Source organism: Clostridiales bacterium FE2011 (assembly GCA_017569305.1).
In the GTDB taxonomy this organism is placed as follows: domain Bacteria; phylum Bacillota; class Clostridia; order Christensenellales; family Aristaeellaceae; genus Aristaeella.
This window is the reverse complement of sequence record CP069418.1, coordinates 218,036-243,239: the sequence shown is the minus strand read 5'-3', so window position 1 is coordinate 243,239 and position 25,204 is coordinate 218,036. Positions and strand designations below refer to the sequence as shown.

Here is a 25,204-nt window from a genome sequence, read left to right as displayed (position 1 = left end):
GGCGGACGCGCAGATATCAGAGTCGGTCTGTTTCCCTGTTTAAGCGGTAATACTTCATGGACAGATCCAGGGAAAGCTGATCAGGTTTCATACGCCAGAGCCAGTTGTTACCGGTGGTGCCGGGGTAATTCATCCGGGCGTAGGTATCAAGCCCCAGGACATCCTGCATCGGGATCACAACCGTATCGCAGGGCCCCTTGAAAAGTGCTTTGATGAAGGCTTCAGGCGCTTCATCCGCCCCGGAGAATCCGAGGGTTTTCTCCGCAAAGGCGAGAGCCTTCGGACTGGCTTTCCTGGCCCATCCCAGGGTAGTGTCGTTATCATGAGTGCCGGTATAGGCTACGGTGTTCTTTTCATAGAGTCCGATGAAGTGGGGATTGGATTCATCAGAGTCAAAGCCGAAAGTCAGCACCTTCATGCCCGGATAACCGCACCAGTCCAGGAGCTTCCGGACACGGTTGTTCACACAGCCCAGGTCTTCTGCAATGATACGGATTCCCGGGACCTCGCGGTCCAGCCGCTTGAAAAGTGCTTTTCCGGGACCGATGACCCAGCGGCCTTTGCGGGCGTTCGGCATACCGTTTTTGACGGAATAGTAGTTGGCAAAACCGATGAAATGATCGATCCGGATCATATCATACAATTCCGCCATTCCCTTCATGCGATCCACCCACCAGTCGTACTTCCGGCTGCGCAGGTAGTGCCAGCGGTAAAGGGGATTGCCCCAGAGCTGCCCGTCCGCGGAGAAGTAATCCGGCGGAACACCGGCAACCCGTTTCGGGACAAGGTTTTTATCCAACTGGAAGATATCCGGATGCGTCCAGGTATCGGCGGAATCCTCAGCCACATAGATGGGCATATCGCCGAAGAGCAGCACAGAACGCTCATTACAGTATTTCTTGAGGCTGAACCACTGCTTCCTGAACAGGTACTGGCAGAAGATATGGTAGTCAATCTCCGCACTCAGTTCCTTCCGGTAACGCTCAACTGCTTCCTGCCTGCGGAAACGGATGTCCTTATCCGGCCATTTTGTCCACATAGCCCCGCCGAAATGCTTTTTCAGCGCGGTGAACAGGGCGTAATCCTGCACCCAGGCATTCTTCCGGCAGAATTCATTCACCTGTCCGCTCAGCCGCTCCCGGGATTCATCATAGCAGCGGCGGAGCAGCATTTCTTTGTTCTCCCGGACGGCGTCATATTCCACCTTTTCCGGATCGGAGGGGACGAACTCTTCCTCATCCGCAAAAGTCAGGAGACCTTCGTCGCGGAGACGGCCGCAGGAAATCAGCAGGGGATTGCCGGCAAATACGGAGGAAGACTGATAGGGGCTTTCACCGTAGCCTGTCGGCCCGATGGGAAGCACCTGCCAGATCCGGATGCCGGAAGCCTGCAGGAAGTCAGCAAAAGCGTATGCCTCATCGCCCATGGAGCCGATGCCCCCGGGGGAAGGAAGGGAAGAGATATGCAACAGAATGCCGCTGGAACGCATAAATACGACGCTTCCTTTCTGTTATGCCCGGTTACAGGGCGCAATGGATTCTCTTTTACGGAAAGCTGCATCCACCAGAATATGTCTGGGAGCGGCTCCCTTTTCCATCATATCCAGCAACAGGTTGACGCTGCGGCGGGCAATCTCACTGACAGGCTGCTCCACCGTGGTCAGACGAGGTACTGTGAAGCGGCTGATATCCACGCCGTCAAATCCGACAACGCTAACGTCATCCGGTACGGACTTGCCCAGGTCACGCAGGGCGCGGATGGCACCGACCGCCACGGTATCACTCATCGCAAACAAAGCGGTGGCGTCCGGACGCTCCGTAAAGAATACACGGGCGAGCTCGTACCCGGCTTCAAAGGAGAAGCGGGTTTCACGGTACAGGGAATTATCATAGCTGAGACCCCGGTCGGTGAAGGCGTCACAGAAGCCCTGGAAACGCATGGCCAGTGAATCGCCGGCGACGGGGTTGGAACCGAAGATGGCGATTCGACGGTGGCCGCAGTCCAGCAGCTCCTCAGCGACAACGCGGCCCATGCTCCGGTCATCCACAGCAACGGAGGAAGCACGGGCGAGGGCGGCGGATTCAGCATTCACGGTGGTGAAGACCATGGGGATATCCAGTCCGCGGATGGCATCAACACGTTTATCAATGAGACTGCCGACAAAGATCAGCCCCTTGACATGGTTCTGCCGGGTCATCCGAAGCGCGGTGAGGAACTCATCGGCTTTTTCATCGATATACTCCGTGACAAAGTTGTCCGGAACGGTATCGGCCCGGTCCAGGATCGCTTCCGCCAGGGAACTGAGGAAGGGATTGGAACGGCCGCGGATGACGACGCCGATGACTTCGTTGCCCTGCTTCAGGCCACGGGCATTCGTATTGCCGACAAAACTGCATTCCCTGATGATCTGCTCCACTTTTTCCCGGGTGGCGCTGTTCACATCAGGGCGGTTGTTCAGCACGCGGCTGACCGTTGTAACAGAGACTCCGGCCATGGCGGCAATGTCTTTAATTGTGTAGACTTTCACGGTTTCAGGCCTCCCGTTGCTCCAGATTCCGGTAACGGTAACGGTAACGTTTTCAAGCAAAGATTATCACAAGCATGCCGGTTCGTCAATCCCTTCTATGATATCTTGTGTGTTGATTTTTATAATATTATGCTATATAATGTATGAGTATAAAATTCGGGAGGTGTGCATAATGATGAAGCGATTCCTGCTGATCATGCTGGCGCTGTGTGTAATGCTCTGCGCTGTGCCCACCTATGCCGATGAGTGGGACGACGATGATGATGACTGGCTGGATGATGATCCTGGCAGCACATTTGAAGAAGAAGCCGGAACGAGCGACTTCAAAACCATCGCCGGATATGATACCGGTGAAAAGTTCGTCTGCGGGGACTATGTATACCAGATGACAGACGACGGGGAAGGCGCCCTGCTGACCAATTATTCCGGAACGTCCGGTGACGTGGTGATACCCGATACGGTGGACGGTCATCCGGTTGTTGCGGTCGGTGCCCACATGTTTGCCTACAATGAAGCGGTCCGGTCCGTAATGCTGCCCGAGGGGATCCGTTCCATCGGGAACATGGCGTTCTTCAAGTGCATTCACCTGCACGATATCGTCATTCCTGAAGGCGTTACAATGATTGATGAGTGCTGCTTCGGCGGATGCACGGAGCTGTCCGAGGTACAGCTGCCTGCCTCCCTGGAGGAAGTCGGCCGGTTCGGATTCCTGGCCTGCACAAACCTGGAGGAGATTTCATTCGGCGACGAGCTGAAGGCAATCGGCCCCGGCGCTTTCCAGATGTGCGCATCGCTGAGCAAGGTTTCTATTCCTTCAGGCAAGGACGTCTCCATTGAAGAGGATTCCTTCGCAGGCTGCTCGCCCGAACTGAAAATCCTTTACTGATTCATAAGCAATACAAAAGCCCGGACATGATGTCCGGGCCTTTTTGTTATCCGAATGCTTACGGGATGATCATCCGTCCGCAGGTTTCGCATTCCACAAGCGTGCCGCCCTTGATCTTTGAAAGGATGGCAGAGGGAAGGGAAGTGTTGCAGCCGGAGCACTGACCATGAATAAGCCGGGCCACAGGGGGCGAGATATGCTTTTTGATGGTCTCGTATTCCTCCAGCAAAGCGGGATCCACCTGATCCATGACCTCTTTGGCTTTCGCCCGCTGGTTCTCAAGATCTTCCTTCTTGCTTTTGGACTCCTCTTCATAATCGGCCTTAAGCTGGTCGAAGGACTTCTTCGCATTGGCGGCATCCAGACGAACGCTGCGCTGCAGTTTTTCGTTGGCATCCGTTTCCTTCACGATACGGCTGATCTCCACTTCATACTGACGGATCGTATCGCGGCAGCGGCTGACTTCGGCAAGCAGGGATTTGACTTCGTCCGACGTGGTGGGCGGAGCGGCTTCAAAGCGCTTCTGCAGGCTGTCCAGCTGTTCCTTGGAACGGACGATGGCCTGGGCAATGATGTCCTTGCGGTCCACCATGGCGCCGATATCCTCTTCGATCTGCTTGTACTGCTTCTGGCGATCCAGGATAAAGTCACGGGCCTTCTCCAGCTTCTGCCGGGTCGGGGAACGCTTAATAGCCAGGGCGATGGCGTCTGCTTTCATGTCTTCCACCTGGTAAGCCCACAGTGCTTCATACTTTTCCATAAAGGAGCCTCCTTCTGACAGGATCACCGCCTGTCACGGTTGCCGGATAAACGAATAGGCGGATACACCCGACACATATATCCGCACATTACATTCTACCGTATTGACAGCGTTTTGTAAAGCCGACGCAAGGGCACGGATGCCGGGTTCCTCCGTACCGAAATGACCGCACTCAAACCCGACAATGCCGCTGCCTGCCATGGCAAGGGCATGATGATGCCGGATTTCACCGCTGACAAAGGCGTCACAGCCGGCATCCGCGGCGAGATTCCAGAAATCGCTTCCACCGCCGCTGCAAAGACCGACTTTCCGGATGACCGCATCCGCCGGTCCCATGAGACGAACCTCGCTATGGAGACGCCTGCGCAGATCCGCGGCGAAATCCCCGGCAGAGAGGGGGGCGGGCAGCAGGCCGCAGCGGAAATAACCTTCACCGGAAACGTCCGAGAGTCCGCAGCGTTCCGCCAGGGTGTCGTTGATGCCGCCGGGAGCCTGGTCGAGATTTGTGTGGGCGGAAATCAGGCTGATATCCTCCCGGACGAGCCGGCGGATCAGCTTGCCTTCATAGGTGTCATCCGTCAGGGAGTGAACCGGGCTGAACATGAGCGGATGATGGGTGACGATCAGCTGTGCCCCGAGGGAAACTGCTTCGTCAATGACGGCCGGTGTGACGTCAAGCGCAAAGAGAATGGTATCGACAGCCTGCGAGGCGGAGCCGACGAGGAAACCGGAATTGTCGGATTCCATCTGGGTTTCAAACGGGGCAGCATGATCAATGAGATCATAAACGTCCTTTACGGTCATGATTCTCTTCCTTTCCCGATCATTCCGTCATAGAAAGCGATATCCTCCCGAACCTGGGCGATGAGGGATTCCTCAGGTTTGTCCGCGGAGACAAGGCCGCGGAGTTTGTCCTGAAGGACTTCCCGGCGCCGGGTCAGATAGGGAATCAGCTGAGACGACTGAGACTCAAACAGGGGACCGCCCAGCCGAAGCTCACGCGGGGTGAGCGGGCAGGCCCCCGGCCGGGCACGAAGCACAAGATAATAACGACCCGCGCAGAAGCAGGGCTCCTCCCGGTCCAGATGGTAACCGATGCGGCAAACCGCTTCCCGGATCAGGGGAAGATCCGTATGCGCCGAAAGCACCAGGGAGGCACCCCTGAGCTTGCCGGCACCTTCCAGCAGGATATCATGGACGGTGCGGCCGCCCATGCCGGTAATGGAAATCATGCCGCAGGCTTCTTCAAGCGGTTGAAGGCCGTCGCCGGCGCGGAGATCTGTCCGGTCGGAAAGACGGCAGCGAATAACGGTTTCCCGGGCATTTTTCAGCGCGCTTTCACTCAGGTCTGTCAGGATCATATGCTGACAGCGGCCGCGCTGCAGGAGCGCGGCCGGTAGATGGGCGTGGTCTGTGCCGATGTCAGCCGCCAGATCACAGGGATCATAAAGATCATAGGCCAGTGAGAGGCGGGCATCCAGCTGAATCATACGTGACATGGCTTAATCCAGGTAATCGCGCAGCTTTTTGCTGCGGGAAGGATGACGGAGTTTGCGGAGCGCTTTCGCTTCGATCTGGCGGATACGCTCACGGGTAACGTTGAATTCCTTGCCGACTTCTTCCAGGGTGCGCTGATGGCCGTCATCCAGACCGAAACGGAGGCGGAGCACCTTTTCCTCACGGGGGGTCAGGGTGTCCAGCACATCCATGAGCTGTTCCTTCATCAGGGCGAAGGAAGCGGCCTCGGCAGGGGCGGGGGCATCCTCATCGGGAATGAAGTCTCCCAGATGGCTGTCCTCTTCCTCACCGATAGGCGTCTCCAGGGAGACGGGCTCCTGGGCGATCTTGATAATCTCACGAACCTTGGCTTCGGAAATGCCCATTTCCTTGGCGATTTCCTCAGGAGTGGGCTCACGGCCGTATTCCTGCAGGAGCTGACGGGAAATCCGGATCAGCTTGTTGATGGTTTCAACCATGTGGACAGGAATACGGATGGTACGGGCCTGGTCCGCGATGGCACGGGTGATGGCCTGACGGATCCACCAGGTGGCATAGGTGGAGAATTTGAAACCCTTGCGGTAGTCAAACTTTTCAACGGCCTTGATGAGGCCGAGATTACCTTCCTGAATCAGGTCAAGGAAGAGCATGCCGCGGCCCACATAGCGTTTGGCAATGGAAACAACCAGACGGAGATTGGCTTCGGCCAGCTTCTGCTTGGCACTTTCATCTCCGGCTTCAAGACGTTTGGCGATTTCGATTTCTTCTTCCGCGGTGAGAAGGGGCACCTTGCCGATTTCCTTGAGGTACATGCGGACCGGGTCGTCAATGCTGATCCCTTCCGGAACACTCAGGTCGATGGCGGCGTTGTCCTCGCCCCCGATACGGGCAATTTCGGCAGCCTGATCCGCGGCCTGCTCTTCCGTCAGGGTGACCTGGCGGTCAGCGGTATCATTCACAACAGATACGCCGTAGGCTTCCAGCGTATCCAGCACGCGATCCAGCTGATCGGCGTCCAGATCCATTCCGGAAAGCCGGTCCATGATCTCTTTATAGGTGATTGTTCCTCTGGATTTGCTGTACTCATAAAGCTCATCCAGACGGTTCTGCCTGTTTTCGGGTGACAATGACAATGGAATCCTCTCCTTCTGTTTACGGCACAATGCCGGTCCCTCCCGGAACGAATCAGGGTTTCCGGGATTCGTGGTTTACTTCAGCTTTTTCAACTTATCGGAAATATCCGCCGCTTCCTGCAGGAGTTCGGCCAGCCGGTCCTGCGGGGCAGAGGACATTTCCTGTGACAGCTCTTCGTAGCGCTTTTCCAAGCGGATCCTGCGGATCCGGGTAAGGCAGTCGTTTGCCATGGTGATCATCTCATCGGTGCTGCCTGCGGTGGGGGAAAACAGCAGCCTGGCAAAGCGGGAACGGGATACTTCATCCGGGGCGAGATCCGGAAGCGACGCGGGGGATGCTCCGGCTGCAAGTTCCCTGTATAAAGATTTCAACTCGTCATCGTCAAAATCCTTTTCTTCAATCATATCTTTCGGAATCTGACCGGATGCAAAGAGGCTGATCAGCAGTTCCTGCGCCTTTAAATCCTCGGAGGGAGGCGAACCGGAGGTGTCCGGACGGGGCGGACGGATGCGGGCGGGTGTGTCCTGCGTGCGGACTGCCGGCTTGTTGACCGTCAGGTTCATCTGCTCAATCAGGGACTCGCGGGCAAAACCGGTTTCCACCGAAAGCTGGTTGAGCAGGACGTCCCGTTCCAGCGGATCCACGGCAGATACGATTTCAGCGGCACCGCGGGCATAAGCCAGCCGGCTGTCCTGGGAAGACAGATCAAACTGATCCTTCAGCCGGCGCAGCCGATAGGCGGCGGGGGAAATGGCGGGCAGAAGGCGGAAACCTTCAGCTCCGTCCCGGCGGATGAACTCATCCGGATCAAGACCGTCGGGGAAATCCAGTACCCGGGCAGGAACGTTTTCCTGCTCCAGGATATCCAGTCCCCGGAGGATGGCATGCTGGCCGGCGGAGTCGCCGTCGTAGCCAAGATAGACCTGGGGAGCGTAGCGCTTGAGCAGGCGGGCCTGCTCATTCGTCAGGGCGGTACCGAGGGTCGCGCAGACCCCTTCCACACCAAACTGGGTCAGACTGACCACATCCATGTAGCCTTCCACGAGAATGACCCGGTCCAGATGACGCTGCTGACGAAGCAGGTTGGCGGCAAAGACACCCTTGCGCTTATTGAAAACCGGGGTGTCGGCTGTGTTCAGGTATTTGGGCTCCCGCTTTTCCAGCGTACGGCCGCCGAAGGCAAGAACGTTTCCATGGGCATCAATAATCGGGAACATGGCGCGGCTGCGGAACATGTCAAAGTAGCGATCCTTACCGTTATCCGCCTTTTTACGGACCGTGAGGCCTGCCAGGACCAGTTCATCCAGGGTGTAGCCTTTCTGAAGAAGACGGTCGCTCAGGACGCTCCAGTCATCCGGAGAGGCGCCCAGGCCGAATTTGCGGATAACCCCGTCACTCAGCCCGCGCCGGCGCAGGTAGGCAAGCGACGCGGCACCCTGGGGAGTGAAAAGCGTTTCGTGATAGAAACGGGCGGCTTCCCGGTTGGCGTTGAGCAGACGCTCCCGCTGGGTGCGGCGGCGCTCGTAATCCACATCCTTTTCCATTTCCGGGAGTGGCATATGGGCCCGCTCCGCCAGCTGCTCCACGGCTTCATTGAAGGTGCAGTGCTCCATTTCCATATAGAAACTGAACACATTGCCGCCGGCCTTGCAGCCGAAGCAGTAATAAAGCTGATGTTCCCCGTCCACGGAAAAAGAAGGGGTTTTTTCGCCGTGGAACGGACAAAGCCCCCAGTATTTCCGGCCTTTTTTATTCAGCGCCACATAGCCTGAGACGATCTGAACAATGTCAGATCGGCTTCGCAGTTCATCAAGCCAGGCGGCAGGATAGCGGGAAGACATATCGTCAGATTTCCTCCAATGAAAAATGAAGAATGAAGAATGAAAAATGCATAATGCACGATGCATAATGCATAATTATGTGCAAAAAAACTGCGGAAGGTGGTTAAAATGCGGGGAAGGCTGAGGGGGAGCGAGGGGAGCGGTGCCCCAGTGGGGCATTTGTCGAAGACAAAAGCGAGCCGAACGAGTCAACCGAAACGAGCAATGCGACGCGCTCCAGGCGAGCAGTGCGATGATTGAGGTTGCGGATAATGGCTAAAATGCGGGGAATGCTGAGGGTACAAACAGCTCCTGGAATTTGCGGGTGGCGTAGCGGTCGGTCATGCAGGAAAGGAAGTCGCAGACGCTGCGCTCCGTACCGTCCCGGTAGCCGATCATGACGAACTCTTCCGGCATTTCACCGGGATGCTCGCAGTAGTAATCGAACAGATGACGGAGAACATAGTCACAGCGGGCTTCTTCCGGATCGCGCCAGCCGTCCCGGTAAACCCGGTCAAACATGAATTCCCGCAGGCCGTCCATGGCACTTTCCACCGGGGCGGACATGGACAGGTGGGGCTGATCCTCACTGCAGGTGACGATATCGTTGATCATGGTATTGATCCGCTCCCGATGGGTGTGGCCGAGCACGTTGAGACAATCCTCAGGCAGTTCAAAGGGCCTGAGAATACCGGCGCGGAGCGCGTCATCCAGATCGTGATTCAGGTAAGCGATCCGGTCCGCCCGGCGGACGCATTCCGCCTCCACCGTGGCGGGTTCTGTTTTACCGGAGTGGGAGAGAATCCCCTGGCGGACTTCTTTGGTGAGGTTCAGGCCTTCGCCGCCGTTTTCGAGCACCTCCACCACGCGAAGACTTTGCTCATTATGGCGGAACCCTTCCGGAAGCAGGTCATTCAGCGTGCGCTCTCCGATATGACCGTAGGGCGTATGGCCGAGGTCATGTCCCAGGGCGATGGCTTCGGTCAGGTCCTCATTGAGCCGGAGGGAACGTGCCAGCGTACGGGCCACCTGGGACACCTCGAGAGTGTGGGTCAGGCGGGTACGGTAATGGTCTCCTTCCGGGGAAAGGAAAACCTGGGTTTTAAACTTCAGACGGCGGAAGGATTTACAATGGATAATCCGGTCCCGGTCACGCTGGTATTCCGTCCGCAGGTCACAGGGTTTCACCGGAATATCACGGCCGGCGGTCTCCGCAGAGCGTGCGGCCCACGGCGCCAGAAGGAGCTTTTCCTGCTGCTCCTGCCTTTCCCGGATTGTCACGGGGCGTTCCTCCTTCCGACCGTTGAAATACAATCTTTGCAATACAATATGTATATACCACGCAAACCCCGGAATTCCTGCCTCATCTTGACAAGGAATTGTAAAGGGCTACAATAAAAATATTGATTAAGGCAAGGAGAAAACTCCCGGGAACAGGGAGAAACAAACGCATGACTTTCGAAGTGAACAAGGGTTTTGCCGGCTTTACCGTTAAAGAAATCCGGGACAGCGAAGAACTGCACGGCAGGACTGTGCTGCTTGAACATGACAGGACCGGCGCACAGGTATTCTGGGTGGACAATAAAGCCGAAAACATCGTGTTTTCGATTGCATTCAGGACGCTTCCGGAGGATGATACCGGCGTGTTCCATATTCTTGAACACTGTGTGCTGTCCGGAAGCGGAAAATATCCGGTGAGGGAGCCTTTCCTTGAACTGCTGAAGAGCAGCATGAATACTTTCCTGAACGCACTGACATTTTCCGATATGACCATGTTTCCGGTCTCCAGCCGGAATCCACGGGATATCCTGAACCTGACAGGCGTGTACCTGGATGCTGTTTTTGATCCGATTGCCGTGAGGGACCCCAAACGCTTCTGCCAGGAGGGCTGGCATGTGGACCGGAACGAAGCAGGGGAGTATGTTTTCCGCGGGGTCGTTTTCAACGAAATGAAAGGCGCCATGAGCGATACGGATACGCTGATTGACCGGCAGATCATGCGGCAGATGTTTCCGGACACCTGCTACGGCTACAACAGCGGCGGAGAGCCGGAGGCAATCCCCGCACTGACCTACGAACGTTTCTGTGAACAATACAGGCGTCATTACCATCCCTCCAACGCACGGATCTACCTGGACGGCGCGGCGCCGATGGAGGAGATGCTGCCCCTGATCGCCTCCTACCTGGACCGGTTTGACCGCCGGGAGGATATACCGGAATACAGCTATCAGCAACCGGTGGGATCCGAGCAGACCATCCAGTATGAACTGGGGCAGGAAGAAGAGGAAGAAAACCGCGGCCATCTGACCCTCGGACGGATTACGGGCACCTGGAAGGACCGTACCGAAAACATGGCACGGGGGATCCTGTGCGACGTGCTGACAGGCAGCAATGAGGCCCTGCTGAAGCGGGCTGCGCTGGAGCGGGGACTGGCGGAGGATCTTTCTGTTTCCGTGGATGATACGACCCTGCAAAGCTGGCTGACCATTCATGCCGAAAATGTGACGGACGGCAAAGAAAACGAAATACTGAACCTGCTGGAAGAAACCGGTGAGAAGATCCGGCGGGAAGGCCTGGACCGAAGCGCGGTGGAAGCTTCCCTGAACCGCGCGATTTACGCGCTGCGGGAGGAGGATGAGCCCCAGGGAATCGGCCGGTGCATCCGCTGCGTCGGCAACTGGATTTTCGGCGGCAATCCCACAGACGCGTTGGAAACGGCAGGGATGGTAAAGGAACTGAAGACATGGCTGGACAGCGGACGGTTCGAGGAACTGGCAGCGGATATGCTGCTGAACCGGGAAAACATGGTCACGCTGCATACGCTTCCTTCCAGGACAATCGGCGAAGAGAAACGCCGGCTGGAAAAGGAACGGCTTGACGCACTTGTATCCGGATGGACGGATGAAGAAAAAGCGGAAAACGACCGGCTGATCGAAGCGCTGGCAGAATGGCAGAACACTCCGGACAGCCCTGAAGCACTGCAGACGCTGCCCAGGCTGAACAAGGAAGACGCGGACGCGGAGCCGGTATGGACAGAAACCGGAATCCAGGCCTGTGAAGGCGTAAAGGTGATGACACACCGGCTGAACTGCAACGGTGTGGTGCATATCAGGCTCTATTTTTCCCTGACAGACTACAGCCTGGAAGAACTGACCAGGCTGTCCCAGCTGACCGGACTCCTGGGCAGGCTCCCCACAGCAAACCATGACGCGCTTGCGCTTCAGCAGGATATCAAACGCTGGACAGGCGCCCTGGGCTTTACCATTATTACCCGGGCGGAAAGCGGACAGGATGAAACCTGCACCCCGTACCTGACGGCCTATACCAGCGCGCTGGAGGAAAACGCGGAAAAAGCGGAGGAACTGCTGGCGGAGATCCTGACATCCACCCGGTACGAAGACCCGGAAAAGATGACGGAAATGTTCCGGCAGAATGAGCTAGGCGCCCGGCAGAGAATCCTGAGCGCGGGAAATCAGATTGCAGTCAGGAAAGCACTGAGCCAGTACAGCGCGGAGAATGCCGTGAAAAACGCCCTGGACGGCGATGCGGCAGCGGCCTATATTCACCTGCTTGCCAAAAAGCCGGAGAAGGAATTCCCCGGGCTGATGAAACTGGCGGAGCGACTGATGAAGGAAACGCTGTGCCGGAAACGGATGACCGTGAGCGTAACCTCCACAGAGGATATGATTCCGTCAAAACTGATCAGCAGTTTTGCGGAAGGAACAACCGTTCCCGCAGCAAGGACATACAAGACGGACTGCCCCGGGGCGGTTGGCTTCCGGGTGCCGGCCCAGGCTGGCTTCGCAGCCCGCGGATACCGGATCAGCCGGGCAGGAGCCGCGTTTGACGGCATCCTGTGGCTGGCCTCCTCCATCCTGAGCCTGGACTATTACTGGAACCGGGTTCGGGTGCAGGGCGGCGCATACGGAGCGGGTCTGCAGGTGGAACGGAACGGCAATATCTATTCCAGTTCCTACCGGGATCCCACACCGGGGAAAACGCCGGAGGTGGACCGGGGAGCGGCAGATTTCCTCCGGGCGTTTATCCGGAACGGGGAAGACCTGGACCGATACATCATTTCCGCCCTGAACGAGCTGAATCCGCTGCTGAGTCCGAGGGACAAAGGCACGCTGGCAGACGGAAGATATATGACCGGATATACCCGGGATGAAGCTGAACGGATCCGCAAGCAGATCCTGCATGCGGTTCCCGAAGACCTGGAACGCTGCGCACAGAGCCTGGAGGCCTTCGGCCGGGAGGGTACGGTGTGCGTGGTGGCCAACAAGGATGCGCTGAAAGACTGTGAAGGACTGACCGTCAAAGATCTGTAAGCGGGGGAAGAAAAATGGACCGGGAACAGGCAAACGAACAGAGCAAAAAATCCGGACGGGGGAGCAGATCCCTGCGCTGTATCTGGTACTGCGGAAAAATCAACGAGGAGATTCGGAAAGCGGTCAAGCTGGGAGAAAAATCCGTAAAGATCGTTTTTCCGCCGCAGCACTATGTGGTACAGCACCGCGAGCTGTTTCAGGAGATTTACCTGAACCAGGGTTTTGACGTGGAGTTTTCCCCGAATTTTCAATACATCCAGCCTTCTGAATGGTATTTTACTCTGGGCTGGGAGGATGAAAAGTAACAACGCGATCTTATTGACAGAGTGAATCCCCGATGATAAGATAAAAACATAAAAGAAACAAAAGAACCGGATACGGCGATTATCTCTTGTTTTGGTGTATATTCCGCCGCGGGTCATCGCGGCGAATAGAATAATAAGGAGGATCTTTCTCATGAAAAAACTCATTGCTCTACTGCTTGCGCTTGTTATGATGCTCGGCATCACTTCCGCGTTTGCGGAAGGCGGACTGGATGACCTGATTGCGGCCGCCCAGGATGAAGGAGAACTGATTGTTTACGGTTCCTGCGAGGAACAGTATCTGAGCGAAGCTTGCAAGAAGTTCGAGGAACTGTATGACATCAAGGTGGAATATCAGCGGCTGAGCACCGGCGAGGTTCAGACCAAGATTGCTGAAGAAAAGGGAAATCCCTCCGCTGACGTATGGTTCGGCGGTACGAACGACCCCTACAACGAAGCAGCCAAGGACGGCCTGCTGGAAGCCTATGAAGCTGTGAACGCCTCCCACCTGCTGAAGCCCTACTACAGGGATCCGGAAGGATACTGGTACGGCATTTACCAGGGCATCCTGGGTTTCATGGTCAACAAGGAAGAGCTGGCCCGCCTGAACCTTGAAGCGCCCAAGTCCTGGGATGACCTGCTCAAGCCTGAATACAAGGGCCTGATCTGGCTGTCCAACCCGAACACTGCCGGTACAGCCAAGCTGGTGATTAACACCATGGTCCAGATCAAGGGTCATGACGAAGCCATGGCTTACTTTGTTGAACTGGACAAGAACATTGCCCAGTACACCAAGAGCGGTTCCGGTCCCTCCAAGAAGGTAGGTCCCGGAGAATGCGTTATCGGCATCGGCTTCCTGCATGACGGCGTATACCAGATCCTGCAGGGTTATGACAACATCGGCCTGATCATCCCCGAAGACGGCACCGCCTATGAAGTCGGCTCCACCGCCATCTTCGAAGGATGCGAACATCCCAACGCTGCCAAGCTGTGGATCGAATTTGCCCTGTCTCCCGACTGCGTGGAGCTGGCGGATGACGCGGGCAGCTATCAGTTCCTGGTGATCGACAACGCCCAGATGCCTGCCGCTCTGGCCGCCTTCCCGGAACTGGATCCCAACAAGACCATCGATTATGATTTCGCAGACGCGAAGGAAAACACTTCCAAGTACGTGGAAGACTACTTCAACGCTCTGAAGGATGCCGGTGCTGAAGCGGACGACCGTTTCAAGACTGAGTAATCCCATTCCGGAAACATCACGGGGGGACGAGGCATTTGCCCCGTCCCCTTTTCAGAAGGAAAACAATCCAATCAGGAAGGGGATGAATGCCTGTGGCCCGAAGTCAGAGCGCGAGCCTGGACCGGAAGAAATTCTTCGGCGATCCGGTTCTGGTGATTACAATCATTGCGCTTATTATCTTTCTGGCTCTTTTTATTCTTTATCCGCTTGCCATGCTGCTGATGGACAGCGTACTGGTACGCGATACACATCTGTATTCCATTGAACCGCTGGTCAGTGGAGAAAAAATCGTCTATGTTTCTGAAAAAGGTGAAGAGATCAGCGACAGCCGTTCTCCGGTCTGCGTAAAGCTGACATCGCCAACAGAAGGCGTAGAGGAGAGAATTGTACCCGTGTACAATTCCACGGGTCTGTTTGCCGGCCGGGCAACGATGAACGACGTTGAGAAGGGCAATACGCTCTATCTCAAAACGGTGAACAGCAAAGACAAGGCAGTCTATATTGCCCTGGACCAGCTGACCCAGGTACAGGAAGTTCCGCAGACATACAGGGCCAACGGCAGAGTTATCAAGAAGATGGACGGGATCGAGCTGAGCGACCTGTGCATCCAGCTGCATGAAGACAACTGGACGCTGGACGCGTTCCCGCGGATCTTCAGCGATTATACCTTCAACAACGCACTGAGGAACACGCTGCTGCTGGGCTGCCTGACAGGACTGGGATCCCTGCTGATCGGCCTCCTGTTTGCCTATGTGGACGTTTACGTCCATATCCGCAGCCGGATGACGAAAAAGCTGTTTGACGTTGTTTCCCTGCTGCCGGTGGTATCCCCGCCGTTTGTGCTGTCCCTTTCCATGATGCTGCTCTTCGGCCGCAGCGGACTGATCACCCGGATGGTCCTTGGAATCTATGACTCGGACATCTACGGACTCTGGGGCATCACGATCGTTCAGACCCTCACTTTCTTCCCGGTGGTTTACCTGATGCTGAAAGGCCTGCTGAAGAACATCGATCCCTCCATGGAAGAAGCAGCCCGGGATATGGGCGCCAGCCGGTGGAAAGTGTTCACGACCGTGACGCTGCCGCTGCTTCTGCCCGGACTCGGAAACGCGTTCCTGGTGACCTTCATTGAATCCGTGGCGGACTTCGCAAACCCGATGATCATCGGCGGCAGCTATGACACGCTGGCGACGACGATCTACCTGCGGATTACCGGCGGTACATACGATATCAACGGTGCTTCCGCCATGGCTGTGGTACTGCTTGGCCTGACGCTGGTGCTGTTCCTGATCCAGAAGTATGTGCTGGAGAAGAAGACGGCCGCCACGCTGACGGGCAAGGCCTCAAGGGGACGGATGCTGATTGAGGACAAGAGCGTCCGTTATCCGCTGACGGTCCTGTGCACAGCGGTTTCAGTGTTCGTTATCCTGATGTATATCGCGGTTCCCTTCGGCGCACTGTTCAAGCTGTGGGGCAGGGATTATTCCCTTTCCTTCAAGTGGTTTGAGCAGATGTTCCGCGAGCGCGGATGGCAGGCATTCAAGGATTCTTTCGTGCTCTCTATTATTGCCGCTCCTGTGACGGCACTGCTTTCCATGATCATTTCCTATCTGGTGGTCAAGCGGAAATTCAAGGCAAAAGGCTTCATCGAATTTGTGTCCATGCTGGCCATGGCCGTTCCCGGAACCGTGCTGGGCGTTGGATTTATCCGCGGATTTGCCGGAGGCGTTTTCAGGACCGGTTTCCTGCAGGGAATCTACGGATCAGGCCTGATCCTGATCATTGTCTTTGTGGTACGGTCCCTGCCTGTGGGAACCCGCAGCGGTATTTCAGCCCTGCGGCAGATTGACAAATCCATTGAGGAATCGGCCTACGATATGGGCGCGGGCAGCGGAAAGGTATTCATGACCGTGACGCTGCCGCTGATCAAGGATTCCTTCTTCTCCGGCCTGGTGACCACCTTTGTGCGGTCCATTACCGCCATCAGCGCGGTGATCCTGCTGGTGACCCCGCGGTTCCTGCTGATTACCTGCCGGATCAACGAATATGCCGAGAAGGGCGAATACGGCGTTGCATGCGCCTACGCCACCATCCTGATCCTGATTACCTACGCGGCAATCCTGATCATGAATACGGTGCTGAAATACTTTGGTACGAGCAAAAAGATCAAGGGAGAGGTGAAGTGATATGGCAGCGAACAAGAAAGAGCCCAAGGGAGTTCGCCTGGATCATATTTCAAAGATCTACAAGGATCCCAAGACGGGAAAGGATTTCTATGCCGTGCACGACGTGGCACTGGACATTGAACCCGGAAGCTTTGTGACGCTGCTGGGTCCCTCCGGCTGCGGCAAGACGACGACCCTGCGCATGATCGCGGGCTTTGAAAGTCCGGACGAGGGAGAGATTTACCTGGGCGGGGAGCCGATCAACGAGCTGACGCCCAACAAGCGCGACACGGCCATGGTTTTCCAGAGCTATGCGCTTTTCCCGCACTACAATGTGTTTGACAATGTGGCCTACGGACTGCGCCTGCGGAAAGTGCCGAAGGATGAAATCCAGGAAAGAGTCACGAACATCCTGAAGCTGGTGGAGCTTTCCGATATGGAACAGCGGATGACCAACCAGCTTTCTGGCGGACAGCAGCAGCGCGTGGCACTGGCACGGGCGCTGGTTGTGGAACCCGGCGTGCTGCTTTTCGACGAACCGCTGAGCAACCTGGACGCGAAGCTGAGGGTACAGATGCGTACGGAAATCCGCCGCATCCAGCAGGCACTGGGCATCACCGCCATTTACGTGACCCATGACCAGAGCGAAGCAATGGCCATCTCCGACAACATCATCCTGATGAAGGGCGGCGTCATTGCCCAGATGGGTTCCCCGACGGAGATCTATTATCATCCGAACAGCGAGTTTGTCGCCGACTTTATCGGCGAGTGCAATTTCCTGCCGTGTACAGTGACCGGCAGGGAAGGAAACGATGTGATCGCCGATGTCTACGGACATCCGGTCAAAGTCCTGTCTGAAAGGGATACGATCGGCAGCGCCGAGATTGTCCTTCGCCCGGAAGCGATTGAGATTGCCGACCAGGGACAGCTGCCCTGCAAGGTGGAGCTGAGCTGCTTCATGGGTTCCTACCAGAATTACCATGTGCGGGTCGGCGATACGCTGGTGAAAATCGCTGACAACTGCCCGATCGGCCGGAAAACCTATCAGGTGGGAGACGAGGCGTACATCTCTTTCCGCAGCGAATGCGCGCACCTGCTGGCAACCTGATCCGGAAACTGCCTGCAGACACAGACAAAAACAGAGCCGGCCTTCTGGCCGGCTCTTTGTTATATTCTGCTGATTAACCGATATTCCGGACGACGCCGATGGAAATGTAATGATCCAGAACGGCCTGGAAATCAGAGCCGTCGTCACAGGCGTCATCCGGCACCCACTCCGCGGACAGGCGGAGACCGCCGCCCGGAAGCCGCTCTGTGAGCTGATAGCTTCCACGGAACATAGAACCGGAGGACACGGTGCGGCCGGTGAGAATGCCGTTGCAGGAAGCGAGCGGGAAATTGATATTGAGGATTTCGTCCCGCCCGGGCAGCAACTCTTCCAGAAGCTCCAGAACATCGGGAAGGAAACGGTCTGTGACCGAGTGATCCGGATTATAGGGTTCCGAGAAAGCAGCAGCAGGGATTCCCTGATGGGCGGCTTCCAGCGCGGCGCCCACAGTAGCGGAATACTGAATATCAGAGGCGATGTTAAAACCGCAATTGATACCGGAAAGAACCAGATCCGGTTTCTGCGGAAGGAGATATGCCAGGCCGACGCGCACACAGTCTGAAGGCGTGCCGCTGCAGACCCAGGCGGTTACGCCCGGCACGGGAAACGCATAGGGCATAAAATCGACCGGCTCCAGGATGGAAATGCTGTGGGCCTTGGCACTGTGTTCCCGGTCAGGAGCAATAACCGTCACTTCTCCGAGAGCACGGGCTGCTTCAACCAGGCGGATAATCCCGGAGGAACGGATGCCGTCATCATTGGTAATGAGAATTCTTTTCATAAACAATCCTGTCTGCAATCGTCAAGTCAGAACGGTCAGCGGATGGCTGGAAGGGATCTCAACAGGGTCATGCTCCTCCAGATACCGCAGGATCAGTTCAGTAATGTCCGTCTGGATATCCCGGACGACCGGGCAGGAGAGATAAAAGTCGAAGTCTCCTGCTCCGGTGGCACGGTAATCGCACATACAAAGGGTGAAGGCGTCTGAATCCTGTACAGGCCGGCCTTCACAGGTAAGGGAAACCACCCGCCGGCCGGCGGGACGGGTGAGGTCAAAGGTGTATTCGATCCCGGCAAAATAATCGTAATTGAAATGTGCTTCCTTCGGCCGGAGAAAGGCTTCACTGATGGCAAGATGCCCCTGCGCATCCCGGTCAAAATACCGCGCGCACTGCTCCAGCCCCTGACGAAGGATGGAACCGGTGACTTCCAGCACTTTGAGGGTGTTGGGATAGACGTAGGTGGCCACCACATCACGGACTGTTACATTTTTGTCAAAGCCGCGGACGGAATTGGCCAGGCAGGTGCAGCTGACGCGGGCACCGGACGCCCAGAGCTGAACCTGATTGAAGAAATCCGCAATCGGAGATCCTTCCATCGCCATTTTCAGCTTGTCTTCCGGCCAGAGGGAACGGGAAAGGTGACCGATGGGATGGTCCAGCCATTCATTCAGCCTGCCGAACAGGGCGGCCTCTTCCGGCGTATAATCCGCATGATCCGGAACAGGACACAACTCAGAAGTAAAGTGCTGGTCCGCGTCCATTTCCACCCGGATATACGAGGCGGCATTGCAGGGCGTCTGGACAAGGTGAGTATTGTGCCAGCGGGCACCGGCAAGCGGGATGTGCTGGTGACCGGTCAGCAGCAGGTCAAAGGGGAGCTCCTCGCACAGGCGGCAGGCAATGTTTTCATCCGTGGATGAGAGCAGCTTCCCGGTTTCCGGATCACGCTCGATTCCGCCGTGATAAATGCCGATGAGCACGTCACACTCCAGGGATGCCACGGCGGCTTTCGCGCGTTCCAGCGGGGAAACAACGGAAAAATCCACCAGGTTTTCAGGCTTCTCCCAGCGGTTGATCCAGTTGGTTACCAGCCCGACAAGACCGACACGAAGGCCGTTGCCGAGGGTACGGACGGCACAGGGTAGCAGCGGAAGCTCCCCGCGGAGATCATCCACATTGGCACAGAGACACTGGGCATCCAGCTCACGGAGATAGCGAAGAAGGTTTTCCCGGCCGTAATTGAAATCGTGATTGCCGAGGGTGACGTAATCATACCCCCGGGCATTCATGGCCCGGGCAATCGGTATGTCAACACCCTCGGAACGGCCGAAATAAGTCAGGGGAGAACCCTGAAGCATATCACCGCCGTCGATGACGAGCGTGTTCTCATCCTTGGGAAAGCGCATGGAAAGAAGCCCCATGGGCTGGGGCTCCTTATTCTGGAAGTTTGTGGGATACAGATATCCATGGATATCCGATGTGAAATATACAGTCAGCAGCGGTGACATATCAGCCTCTCGTCAGACGGTTCCGGATCCGGGTGGAAAGCCACTCAATCACAAGCATCAGCAGGATCATGCCGAAGAGATAGGCACCGACCATGCTCCAGCGGCTGGAAGTGATGCACTGGATCAGCGGGGCGCCGATACCGCCGGCGCCGACGATGCCCAGGGTAGTGGCGTCCTTCATGTTGATATCGAACCGGTAAATTACTGTGGAAATGAAATTCGGAATGATCTGGGGCATGATGCCACAGCGGATCTTCTGGAAACCGGAGCAGCCGGAGGCGTCCAGGGATTCCAGAATACGTACATCCAGATCCTCGATGGCGGTGATGTACATCTTGCTGATCATACCGATGGAACAGACGCTCTGGGTGACAACACCGCAGAAGGCGTTGGGACCGGTGACGCGGATCCAGACCAGCGCCCAGACCAGACTGGGAATGGTACGGATGAGCAGGATCAGCACGCGGAAGATGCGGGCAAGCCATTTGGGGACAATCCGGTCACAGGCCAGGAAGCTGAAGGGAATGGCCAGGATACCGCCGATCAACGTACCGAGGAAGGCGATGGCGATGGTCTGGAAAAGCAGATAGGGCACGCCTTCCGTAGAAATGGTGATGCCGGCGATCTCTGTGACGGAGGTATCCTCCGTAATCCGCCCCAGCAGCAGGTCCCAGTCCGGATGGGTCAGGCCTGTGGCAATACCGCGGGCAACTTCAGATCCCTTTGTGGCGATGCCTTTGAATTCAACACCGCTGGCGGACCAGACCAGCAGCAGCGCAACGATGATTACAACCAGCGTGTACAGCCACCAGCGGCGCGGGCGCTGTGTGTAGGTTTCCTCTATGCTCAGAGGGCGGGGAACAACCGGGATTTTATTCTTTTCACTCATGTTTCCGCCCTCCTTAACTCAGTTTTTTGCGCAGGTACTGGCTGAGGCTCTCAATGCTGACAACCAGGATAAAGAGCATCAGCAACACCGTGCCGAGACCGTTATAGTCACGCCAGCCGATCCGCTCATCAATCAGCAGACCCAGACCGCCCGCACCGACGTATCCGAGAATGGAAGCCGCCCGCACGTTCATTTCCAGCGCGTAGAGGCTGTAGCTCAGATAAGTGGGCAGGATCTGTTTCATACTGGCAGACCAGAAGCCCTGCAGCTTGGTGGCTCCGAAGGATTCCATGGCCTCAAAGGCGCCCATATCGATGGTTTCGATGGATTCGTACATCATCTTGCAGATGACGCCGAGGGTGAAAACCAGGATGGCCAGGGTGCCGGCGAAGGTGCCCAGGCCGAAGATCAGGGCGAAGATCTTTGCAACCACCAGGGTGGGCAGCGTGCGGAGAATATTCAGCAGCAGCCGGATTACGGATACGGTGGCCTTGTTGCGGTTAATATTGGTGGAGGCCGCAACGGCCAGCGGCAGTGCCAGCGTGGCGCCGATGAAGGAGCCCAGGATGGACATACGAAGCGTATCCCAGAGCGGGCTGAAAACCTTCGGCGCGAAGGATCCGGTCATGGTATGCCAGAGCGCCTGCCACCAGCGGCCGTCGAAGACGGACAGCAGGCTGACGGCACCGGGATCAATGCCGAATTTTGTGAAAGTGGACTCCTGAATATTGAAGATATCCGGGGAGAAGATCTGGCTCAGGATGACGACAAACTGATGGCCCCGCCGGGCAATGATGCCCAGGTCAAAACCGGTCAGCTTGATGCTCAGCCAGACCATGGCAACCAGCAGCACGGCAATCAGCGGCATCCGGGAACGGGGCCGCTGTACGCTGTGCCCATTGGACAGACGGATGGTTTTGGGTTTGAAAACGCGGTCGAAAAGCGGGACACGGTATCCCGCTGCGGCTTTCTTTTTCATATGCCGCCTCCTCAATCGCCCGCCTGGGGAATGGAAGCGCCGTTGTAGATGGAATCCAGAATCTCCTGGGTAACCTGATCCACAGGCCCGTCGTAAACAATTTCACCTGCGCGGATACCGATCAGGCGGGTAGCGTATTTGAGCGCCAGGTCCACATGATGGATATTGATCAGGATGGAAATGTTCATTTCTTCATTGATGCGCTTGAAGTCACCCATGACCTGATGGGCAGTGACAGGATCCAGCGCGGCTACAGGTTCATCCGCCAGGATGATGGTGGGCGTCTGGTTCAGGGTGCGGGCCAGGGCAACGCGCTGCTGCTGACCGCCGGAAAGCTGGTCGCAGCGGGTATAAGCCTTGTCCAGGATGCCGACTTTATCCAGCGCCTCCAGGGCATGCATTTTCTGCTCCTTGCTGAAAATGCCGAGCAGAACCTTCCACCAGGGCATATCAGGCACCATGGAGGTCAGCACATTCTTGATGGCAGTGGAGCGGGAGACCAGGTTGAAGGACTGGAAAATCATACCGATTTTCCGGCGGAAACGGCGGAGACTTTTGCCCTTCAGGGTCATGACGTCTGTGCCGTCCACGGTCAGCTGTCCCTCCGTGATATCAATCATCCGGTTGATGGTCCGGATGAGGGTGGATTTGCCCGCACCGCTAAGGCCGATGATGGCAACAAATTCGCCCTGATCGATGGTGAGGTTCACATCTTTCAGGCCTTTTACGCCGTTGGGATAGGTTTTACTGACATGTTTGAATTCAATCAAGGAGATTCCTTCTTCTGCGGCTGTGCCGCCTGTAATTAATCCATAAACCTGAAAAATCCGGGCTGCCGCGCGGCGTGAACGCACGCAGCAGCCCGGACGGTGAGCGATCTTACTTCACGACTTCCTGTGCCTTACGGGTGGCGTCGTAATCGCTGTCAACAGCCTTCTTGTAACCTTCGTGGCTGTACACGGAGAAGATGGCCTTGCCTTCTTCAGTATTGATAATGTTGATCAGGGCGTCCTGGATGGCCGCGATGAACTCGGGATTGTAGATCTCGGGCTTCGCCTTGGTAACGGCCACGGTGTCATTGTAGATACCGGGGGTGACGCCGATAACGTTCAGCTCATTCCAGATGGTGTCGGTACGGCCCATGCCGGCCTTGCCGGTGGGATCGGTCTCGCCCAGGGGCAGCATCCAGGCGGCTTCATAGTCGCGGCGGCCGTCGGCGTAGCACACGATGATGTCCACCTGCTCGGCAGCAGCCTGCGCGAACTGGTCGCCATACTGAATGCCGAAGGAAACATGCTCCAGATCGGTGAGCTTTTTGCCGTCATAGTGATCCATCAGCCACATGGTGGGATAGATATATCCGGCAGAGGAGGAGTTGTTGCCGACAGCCCAGTTGGCTTTGTTCAGGTCATCCCAGGTCAGGGCTTCACCGGCGTTGACTTTGGCGGCCAGTTCCTTGCCGTAGGCAGAGGGAGTGGCATAGATCAGGGCGCGGTAGAAACCGACCTGATTGCTGGAGTCACCGGTGGTCTTGTTGGCGTCGCCGTTCCAGTCGGCAGGATTTTCACTGTCGTTGGACAGACCGGCGCGGGTGGAGGTCAGGATGACGTCTGTTTCATCGCTGTAGAGGACGTAGGTGCCGGCGGGCAGCCAGCCGATATCGATGGAACCGGCGCCCATGGCTTCACCGGTGGCGTTGTAGTTGGTACCGACGGTGATTTCCACTTCGCCGATATCATAGCCCTGGTTGGCCATTTCAGCCTTGAGCAGGTCGGGCAGGTTCTTGGTGCCGGTGATAATCACGTCAGCGTCCTTGGAGGGAACAAATTCGAGGGTCAGCTTGTCCATTTTGACATTGTCAGCCAGGGCGCTAACGCAGCCGAGAAGCAGAACAATTGCCAGAAGCAGGGCGGTGAGTTTTTTCATGGTATACCATCCTCCTTAATATATGATTCAATTATGTATTGGATCATGTACATATTATGCAATACAAACATAAAGAAAGTATTACGAAGTTCTAACTATATCTGAAAAAGCGCAGAAGTATAAATTTAAGGAAAAAAAGACAGAGCCGGCAGCGCTGCCGGCTCTGCGTTTATGGGGGAGAAAAGGGGATGTCATACGGAATCCCGCTCAATGAGGCGGGAGGGGAGCAGAACACGCTTGGGCAGCGTGGTGTCTCCCCGGACACGGCTGGCGATGATCCGGGCGGCGGTGATACCCATTTCGACAGCCGGGACGTCGATGGTGGTCAGCGGTGGGTTGGCATACTGACTCATCTCAATATTGCTCATGCCGATGACCGCAACCTGATCCGGAACACGGATCCCCAGCTGATACAGGGCACGCAGGGCGGCCATGGCCATCAGGTCACTGGCTGCATAGAAAGCGGTGGGCAGGCCGTGTTCATGGTAAGTCTTCTCAACCAGGGAAATGCACTTTCGGTCATCCCAGTCGCAGTTCAGCACCCATTCGGGCCTGACCTCCAGACCGAGATCCGCCATGGTTTCCAGGTAGCTGCGGTAACGGCGGGAACGCTTCAACGGGGCGTCTCCGACACTGCCGCCGATATAGCCGATGGACCGGTGCCCTTTGCTGTAAAGGTATTCCACAGCCATTTTGCTGACCCGCAGGTGATCATATTCCACGTTATCAATGGGCATATGCCCGGTATCAATTCCGACAATATGCGGAATGAGGGAATGGAGCTGTTCAAACAGCGGCTCAGACAGGGGACGCATCATGATGAGGCCGGAAAGGCCGGCACCCAGCAGGCGATTCAGGATGGCCTGATCCTCAAGCTCCTGCTCTGTCTGGATGACGGAAACGGTGCCGCCAAGGCGGGAAAGTTCATCCTCTATGCCGCTGAGAATGGCGAGATAGTAGGGATCACTGTATTTACCTTTGGTGGTGGCCAGGAGCACACCGACAGAAAAACCGGAGGTATCAGACTGATCCGGCCGGGGGCGCTTTTTCACGGGAGCCTGGTAACCAAGCTCAGTCACAGCGCGCAGCACTCTCTCGCGTGTTTCATCCGTCGTCTTGTAAATCTGATTGTCATTCAGAATACGGGAGACAGTAGCGGGGGAAACATTGGCCAGGCGGGCCACGTCACGGATATTCGCCATGAAGCTTCGTCCTTTCTGCCGGCAGGGCAAAATACAATATGGGAACGGAACAGATGATCCGGTGTTTCGTATGATCAAACGCTGTGTATCCGCCGGAGTCTGGCAATATGATATAGGAAGAAAGGCGGTGTGTCAAGTTGTTTATGAA

Annotated in this window: 21 protein-coding genes; 6 read left to right on the top strand and 15 right to left on the bottom strand. The window is 56.4% G+C overall.

The window, feature by feature from the left end; all coding sequences use genetic code 11:
* Positions 1-16: 16 nt before the first annotated feature.
* A complete protein-coding gene (gene malQ / locus JRC49_01115) occupies positions 17-1,489 on the bottom strand; it encodes a 4-alpha-glucanotransferase (protein ID QTE71457.1) in 1,473 nt (490 codons plus the stop codon).
* A 21-nt stretch (positions 1,490-1,510) separates the two neighbouring features.
* Entirely contained in the window at positions 1,511-2,527 is a 1,017-nt protein-coding gene (locus JRC49_01110) for a LacI family DNA-binding transcriptional regulator (GenBank protein QTE71456.1), read from the bottom strand.
* A 172-nt stretch (positions 2,528-2,699) separates the two neighbouring features.
* Here JRC49_01110 and JRC49_01105 point away from each other — a divergent pair, with 172 nt between their 5' ends.
* On the top strand, positions 2,700-3,413 hold the full coding sequence (locus JRC49_01105) for a leucine-rich repeat domain-containing protein (protein QTE71455.1): 714 nt from the start codon (positions 2,700-2,702) through the stop codon (positions 3,411-3,413).
* Positions 3,414-3,471: 58 nt separating this feature from the next.
* On the opposite strand, the gene JRC49_01100 is transcribed toward JRC49_01105, so the two are convergent.
* The 6 genes from JRC49_01100 to JRC49_01075 all read right to left on the bottom strand — a co-directional run bounded on the left by JRC49_01100 (position 3,472) and on the right by JRC49_01075 (position 9,905).
* Entirely contained in the window at positions 3,472-4,173 is a 702-nt protein-coding gene (locus JRC49_01100) for a hypothetical protein (protein QTE71454.1), read from the bottom strand.
* 33 nt (positions 4,174-4,206) lie between these two features.
* On the bottom strand, positions 4,207-4,977 hold the full coding sequence (locus JRC49_01095; GenBank protein ID QTE71453.1) for a Nif3-like dinuclear metal center hexameric protein: 771 nt from the start codon (positions 4,975-4,977) through the stop codon (positions 4,207-4,209).
* A complete protein-coding gene (locus JRC49_01090) occupies positions 4,974-5,663 on the bottom strand; it encodes an SAM-dependent methyltransferase (protein QTE71452.1) in 690 nt (229 codons plus the stop codon). The genes JRC49_01095 and JRC49_01090 overlap by 4 nt, the downstream gene beginning before the upstream one ends.
* A gap of 12 nt (positions 5,664-5,675) precedes the next feature.
* The gene (gene rpoD / locus JRC49_01085) at positions 5,676-6,803 is read right to left on the bottom strand and encodes an RNA polymerase sigma factor RpoD (protein ID QTE71451.1); all 1,128 of its coding nucleotides are present in this window, start codon (positions 6,801-6,803) and stop codon (positions 5,676-5,678) included.
* A 75-nt stretch (positions 6,804-6,878) separates the two neighbouring features.
* Positions 6,879-8,645 (bottom strand): DNA primase, encoded by a 1,767-nt coding sequence (locus tag JRC49_01080; GenBank protein ID QTE71450.1) that lies wholly within the window; start codon positions 8,643-8,645, stop codon positions 6,879-6,881.
* 255 nt (positions 8,646-8,900) lie between these two features.
* Complete coding sequence (locus tag JRC49_01075; GenBank protein QTE71449.1) at positions 8,901-9,905, bottom strand: deoxyguanosinetriphosphate triphosphohydrolase; 1,005 nt, start codon at positions 9,903-9,905, stop codon at positions 8,901-8,903.
* Positions 9,906-10,075: 170 nt separating this feature from the next.
* Here JRC49_01075 and JRC49_01070 point away from each other — a divergent pair, with 170 nt between their 5' ends.
* The 5 genes from JRC49_01070 to JRC49_01050 all read left to right on the top strand — a co-directional run bounded on the left by JRC49_01070 (position 10,076) and on the right by JRC49_01050 (position 17,770).
* A complete protein-coding gene (locus JRC49_01070) occupies positions 10,076-12,955 on the top strand; it encodes an insulinase family protein (GenBank protein ID QTE71448.1) in 2,880 nt (959 codons plus the stop codon).
* 14 nt (positions 12,956-12,969) lie between these two features.
* A complete protein-coding gene (locus JRC49_01065) occupies positions 12,970-13,260 on the top strand; it encodes a hypothetical protein (protein ID QTE71447.1) in 291 nt (96 codons plus the stop codon).
* A 151-nt stretch (positions 13,261-13,411) separates the two neighbouring features.
* The gene (locus JRC49_01060; protein ID QTE71446.1) at positions 13,412-14,497 is read left to right on the top strand and encodes an ABC transporter substrate-binding protein; all 1,086 of its coding nucleotides are present in this window, start codon (positions 13,412-13,414) and stop codon (positions 14,495-14,497) included.
* Positions 14,498-15,072: 575 nt separating this feature from the next.
* Positions 15,073-16,683, top strand: coding sequence for an iron ABC transporter permease (locus JRC49_01055; GenBank protein ID QTE72759.1), 1,611 nt, complete (start codon positions 15,073-15,075; stop codon positions 16,681-16,683).
* Between the two features lies 1 nt (position 16,684).
* Positions 16,685-17,770 (top strand): ABC transporter ATP-binding protein, encoded by a 1,086-nt coding sequence (locus JRC49_01050; GenBank protein QTE71445.1) that lies wholly within the window; start codon positions 16,685-16,687, stop codon positions 17,768-17,770.
* A gap of 73 nt (positions 17,771-17,843) precedes the next feature.
* Here the strand turns inward: JRC49_01050 and surE are convergent, their stop codons facing one another.
* The 7 genes from surE to JRC49_01015 form a co-directional block, all read right to left on the bottom strand.
* The gene (gene surE, locus JRC49_01045; GenBank protein QTE71444.1) at positions 17,844-18,551 is read right to left on the bottom strand and encodes a 5'/3'-nucleotidase SurE; all 708 of its coding nucleotides are present in this window, start codon (positions 18,549-18,551) and stop codon (positions 17,844-17,846) included.
* Between the two features lie 21 nt (positions 18,552-18,572).
* The gene (locus JRC49_01040) at positions 18,573-20,060 is read right to left on the bottom strand and encodes a bifunctional metallophosphatase/5'-nucleotidase (protein ID QTE71443.1); all 1,488 of its coding nucleotides are present in this window, start codon (positions 20,058-20,060) and stop codon (positions 18,573-18,575) included.
* A 1-nt stretch (position 20,061) separates the two neighbouring features.
* Entirely contained in the window at positions 20,062-20,949 is an 888-nt protein-coding gene (locus JRC49_01035) for an ABC transporter permease subunit (protein QTE71442.1), read from the bottom strand.
* Between the two features lie 13 nt (positions 20,950-20,962).
* A complete protein-coding gene (gene phnE / locus JRC49_01030; GenBank protein ID QTE72758.1) occupies positions 20,963-21,817 on the bottom strand; it encodes a phosphonate ABC transporter, permease protein PhnE in 855 nt (284 codons plus the stop codon).
* Between the two features lie 122 nt (positions 21,818-21,939).
* Positions 21,940-22,704 carry a phosphonate ABC transporter ATP-binding protein gene (gene phnC, locus JRC49_01025; protein QTE72757.1) on the bottom strand — a complete coding sequence of 255 codons (765 nt, stop codon included), beginning with the start codon at positions 22,702-22,704 and terminating at the stop codon, positions 21,940-21,942.
* Between the two features lie 103 nt (positions 22,705-22,807).
* Complete coding sequence (locus JRC49_01020; protein ID QTE71441.1) at positions 22,808-23,854, bottom strand: PhnD/SsuA/transferrin family substrate-binding protein; 1,047 nt, start codon at positions 23,852-23,854, stop codon at positions 22,808-22,810.
* Between the two features lie 191 nt (positions 23,855-24,045).
* Positions 24,046-25,056, bottom strand: coding sequence for a LacI family DNA-binding transcriptional regulator (locus JRC49_01015; GenBank protein QTE71440.1), 1,011 nt, complete (start codon positions 25,054-25,056; stop codon positions 24,046-24,048).
* Between the last annotated feature and the right edge of the window lie 148 nt (positions 25,057-25,204).

Coding starts and splice junctions, on each gene's coding strand:
- JRC49_01105 (QTE71455.1), top strand. CDS start 2,700: ATGATGAAGCGATTCCTGCTGATCATGCTGGCGCTGTGTGTAATGCTC.
- JRC49_01065 (QTE71447.1), top strand. CDS start 12,970: ATGGACCGGGAACAGGCAAACGAACAGAGCAAAAAATCCGGACGGGGG.
- JRC49_01050 (QTE71445.1), top strand. CDS start 16,685: ATGGCAGCGAACAAGAAAGAGCCCAAGGGAGTTCGCCTGGATCATATT.
- JRC49_01095 (QTE71453.1), bottom strand. CDS start 4,977: ATGACCGTAAAGGACGTTTATGATCTCATTGATCATGCTGCCCCGTTT.
- JRC49_01060 (QTE71446.1), top strand. CDS start 13,412: ATGAAAAAACTCATTGCTCTACTGCTTGCGCTTGTTATGATGCTCGGC.
- JRC49_01055 (QTE72759.1), top strand. CDS start 15,073: ATGGACGGGATCGAGCTGAGCGACCTGTGCATCCAGCTGCATGAAGAC.
- JRC49_01020 (QTE71441.1), bottom strand. CDS start 23,854: ATGAAAAAACTCACCGCCCTGCTTCTGGCAATTGTTCTGCTTCTCGGC.
- JRC49_01090 (QTE71452.1), bottom strand. CDS start 5,663: ATGATTCAGCTGGATGCCCGCCTCTCACTGGCCTATGATCTTTATGAT.
- JRC49_01040 (QTE71443.1), bottom strand. CDS start 20,060: ATGTCACCGCTGCTGACTGTATATTTCACATCGGATATCCATGGATAT.
- JRC49_01080 (QTE71450.1), bottom strand. CDS start 8,645: ATGTCTTCCCGCTATCCTGCCGCCTGGCTTGATGAACTGCGAAGCCGA.
- surE (QTE71444.1), bottom strand. CDS start 18,551: ATGAAAAGAATTCTCATTACCAATGATGACGGCATCCGTTCCTCCGGG.
- malQ (QTE71457.1), bottom strand. CDS start 1,489: ATGCGTTCCAGCGGCATTCTGTTGCATATCTCTTCCCTTCCTTCCCCC.
- JRC49_01100 (QTE71454.1), bottom strand. CDS start 4,173: ATGGAAAAGTATGAAGCACTGTGGGCTTACCAGGTGGAAGACATGAAA.
- phnE (QTE72758.1), bottom strand. CDS start 21,817: ATGCCGCTGATTGCCGTGCTGCTGGTTGCCATGGTCTGGCTGAGCATC.
- JRC49_01070 (QTE71448.1), top strand. CDS start 10,076: ATGACTTTCGAAGTGAACAAGGGTTTTGCCGGCTTTACCGTTAAAGAA.
- JRC49_01035 (QTE71442.1), bottom strand. CDS start 20,949: ATGAGTGAAAAGAATAAAATCCCGGTTGTTCCCCGCCCTCTGAGCATA.
- JRC49_01015 (QTE71440.1), bottom strand. CDS start 25,056: ATGGCGAATATCCGTGACGTGGCCCGCCTGGCCAATGTTTCCCCCGCT.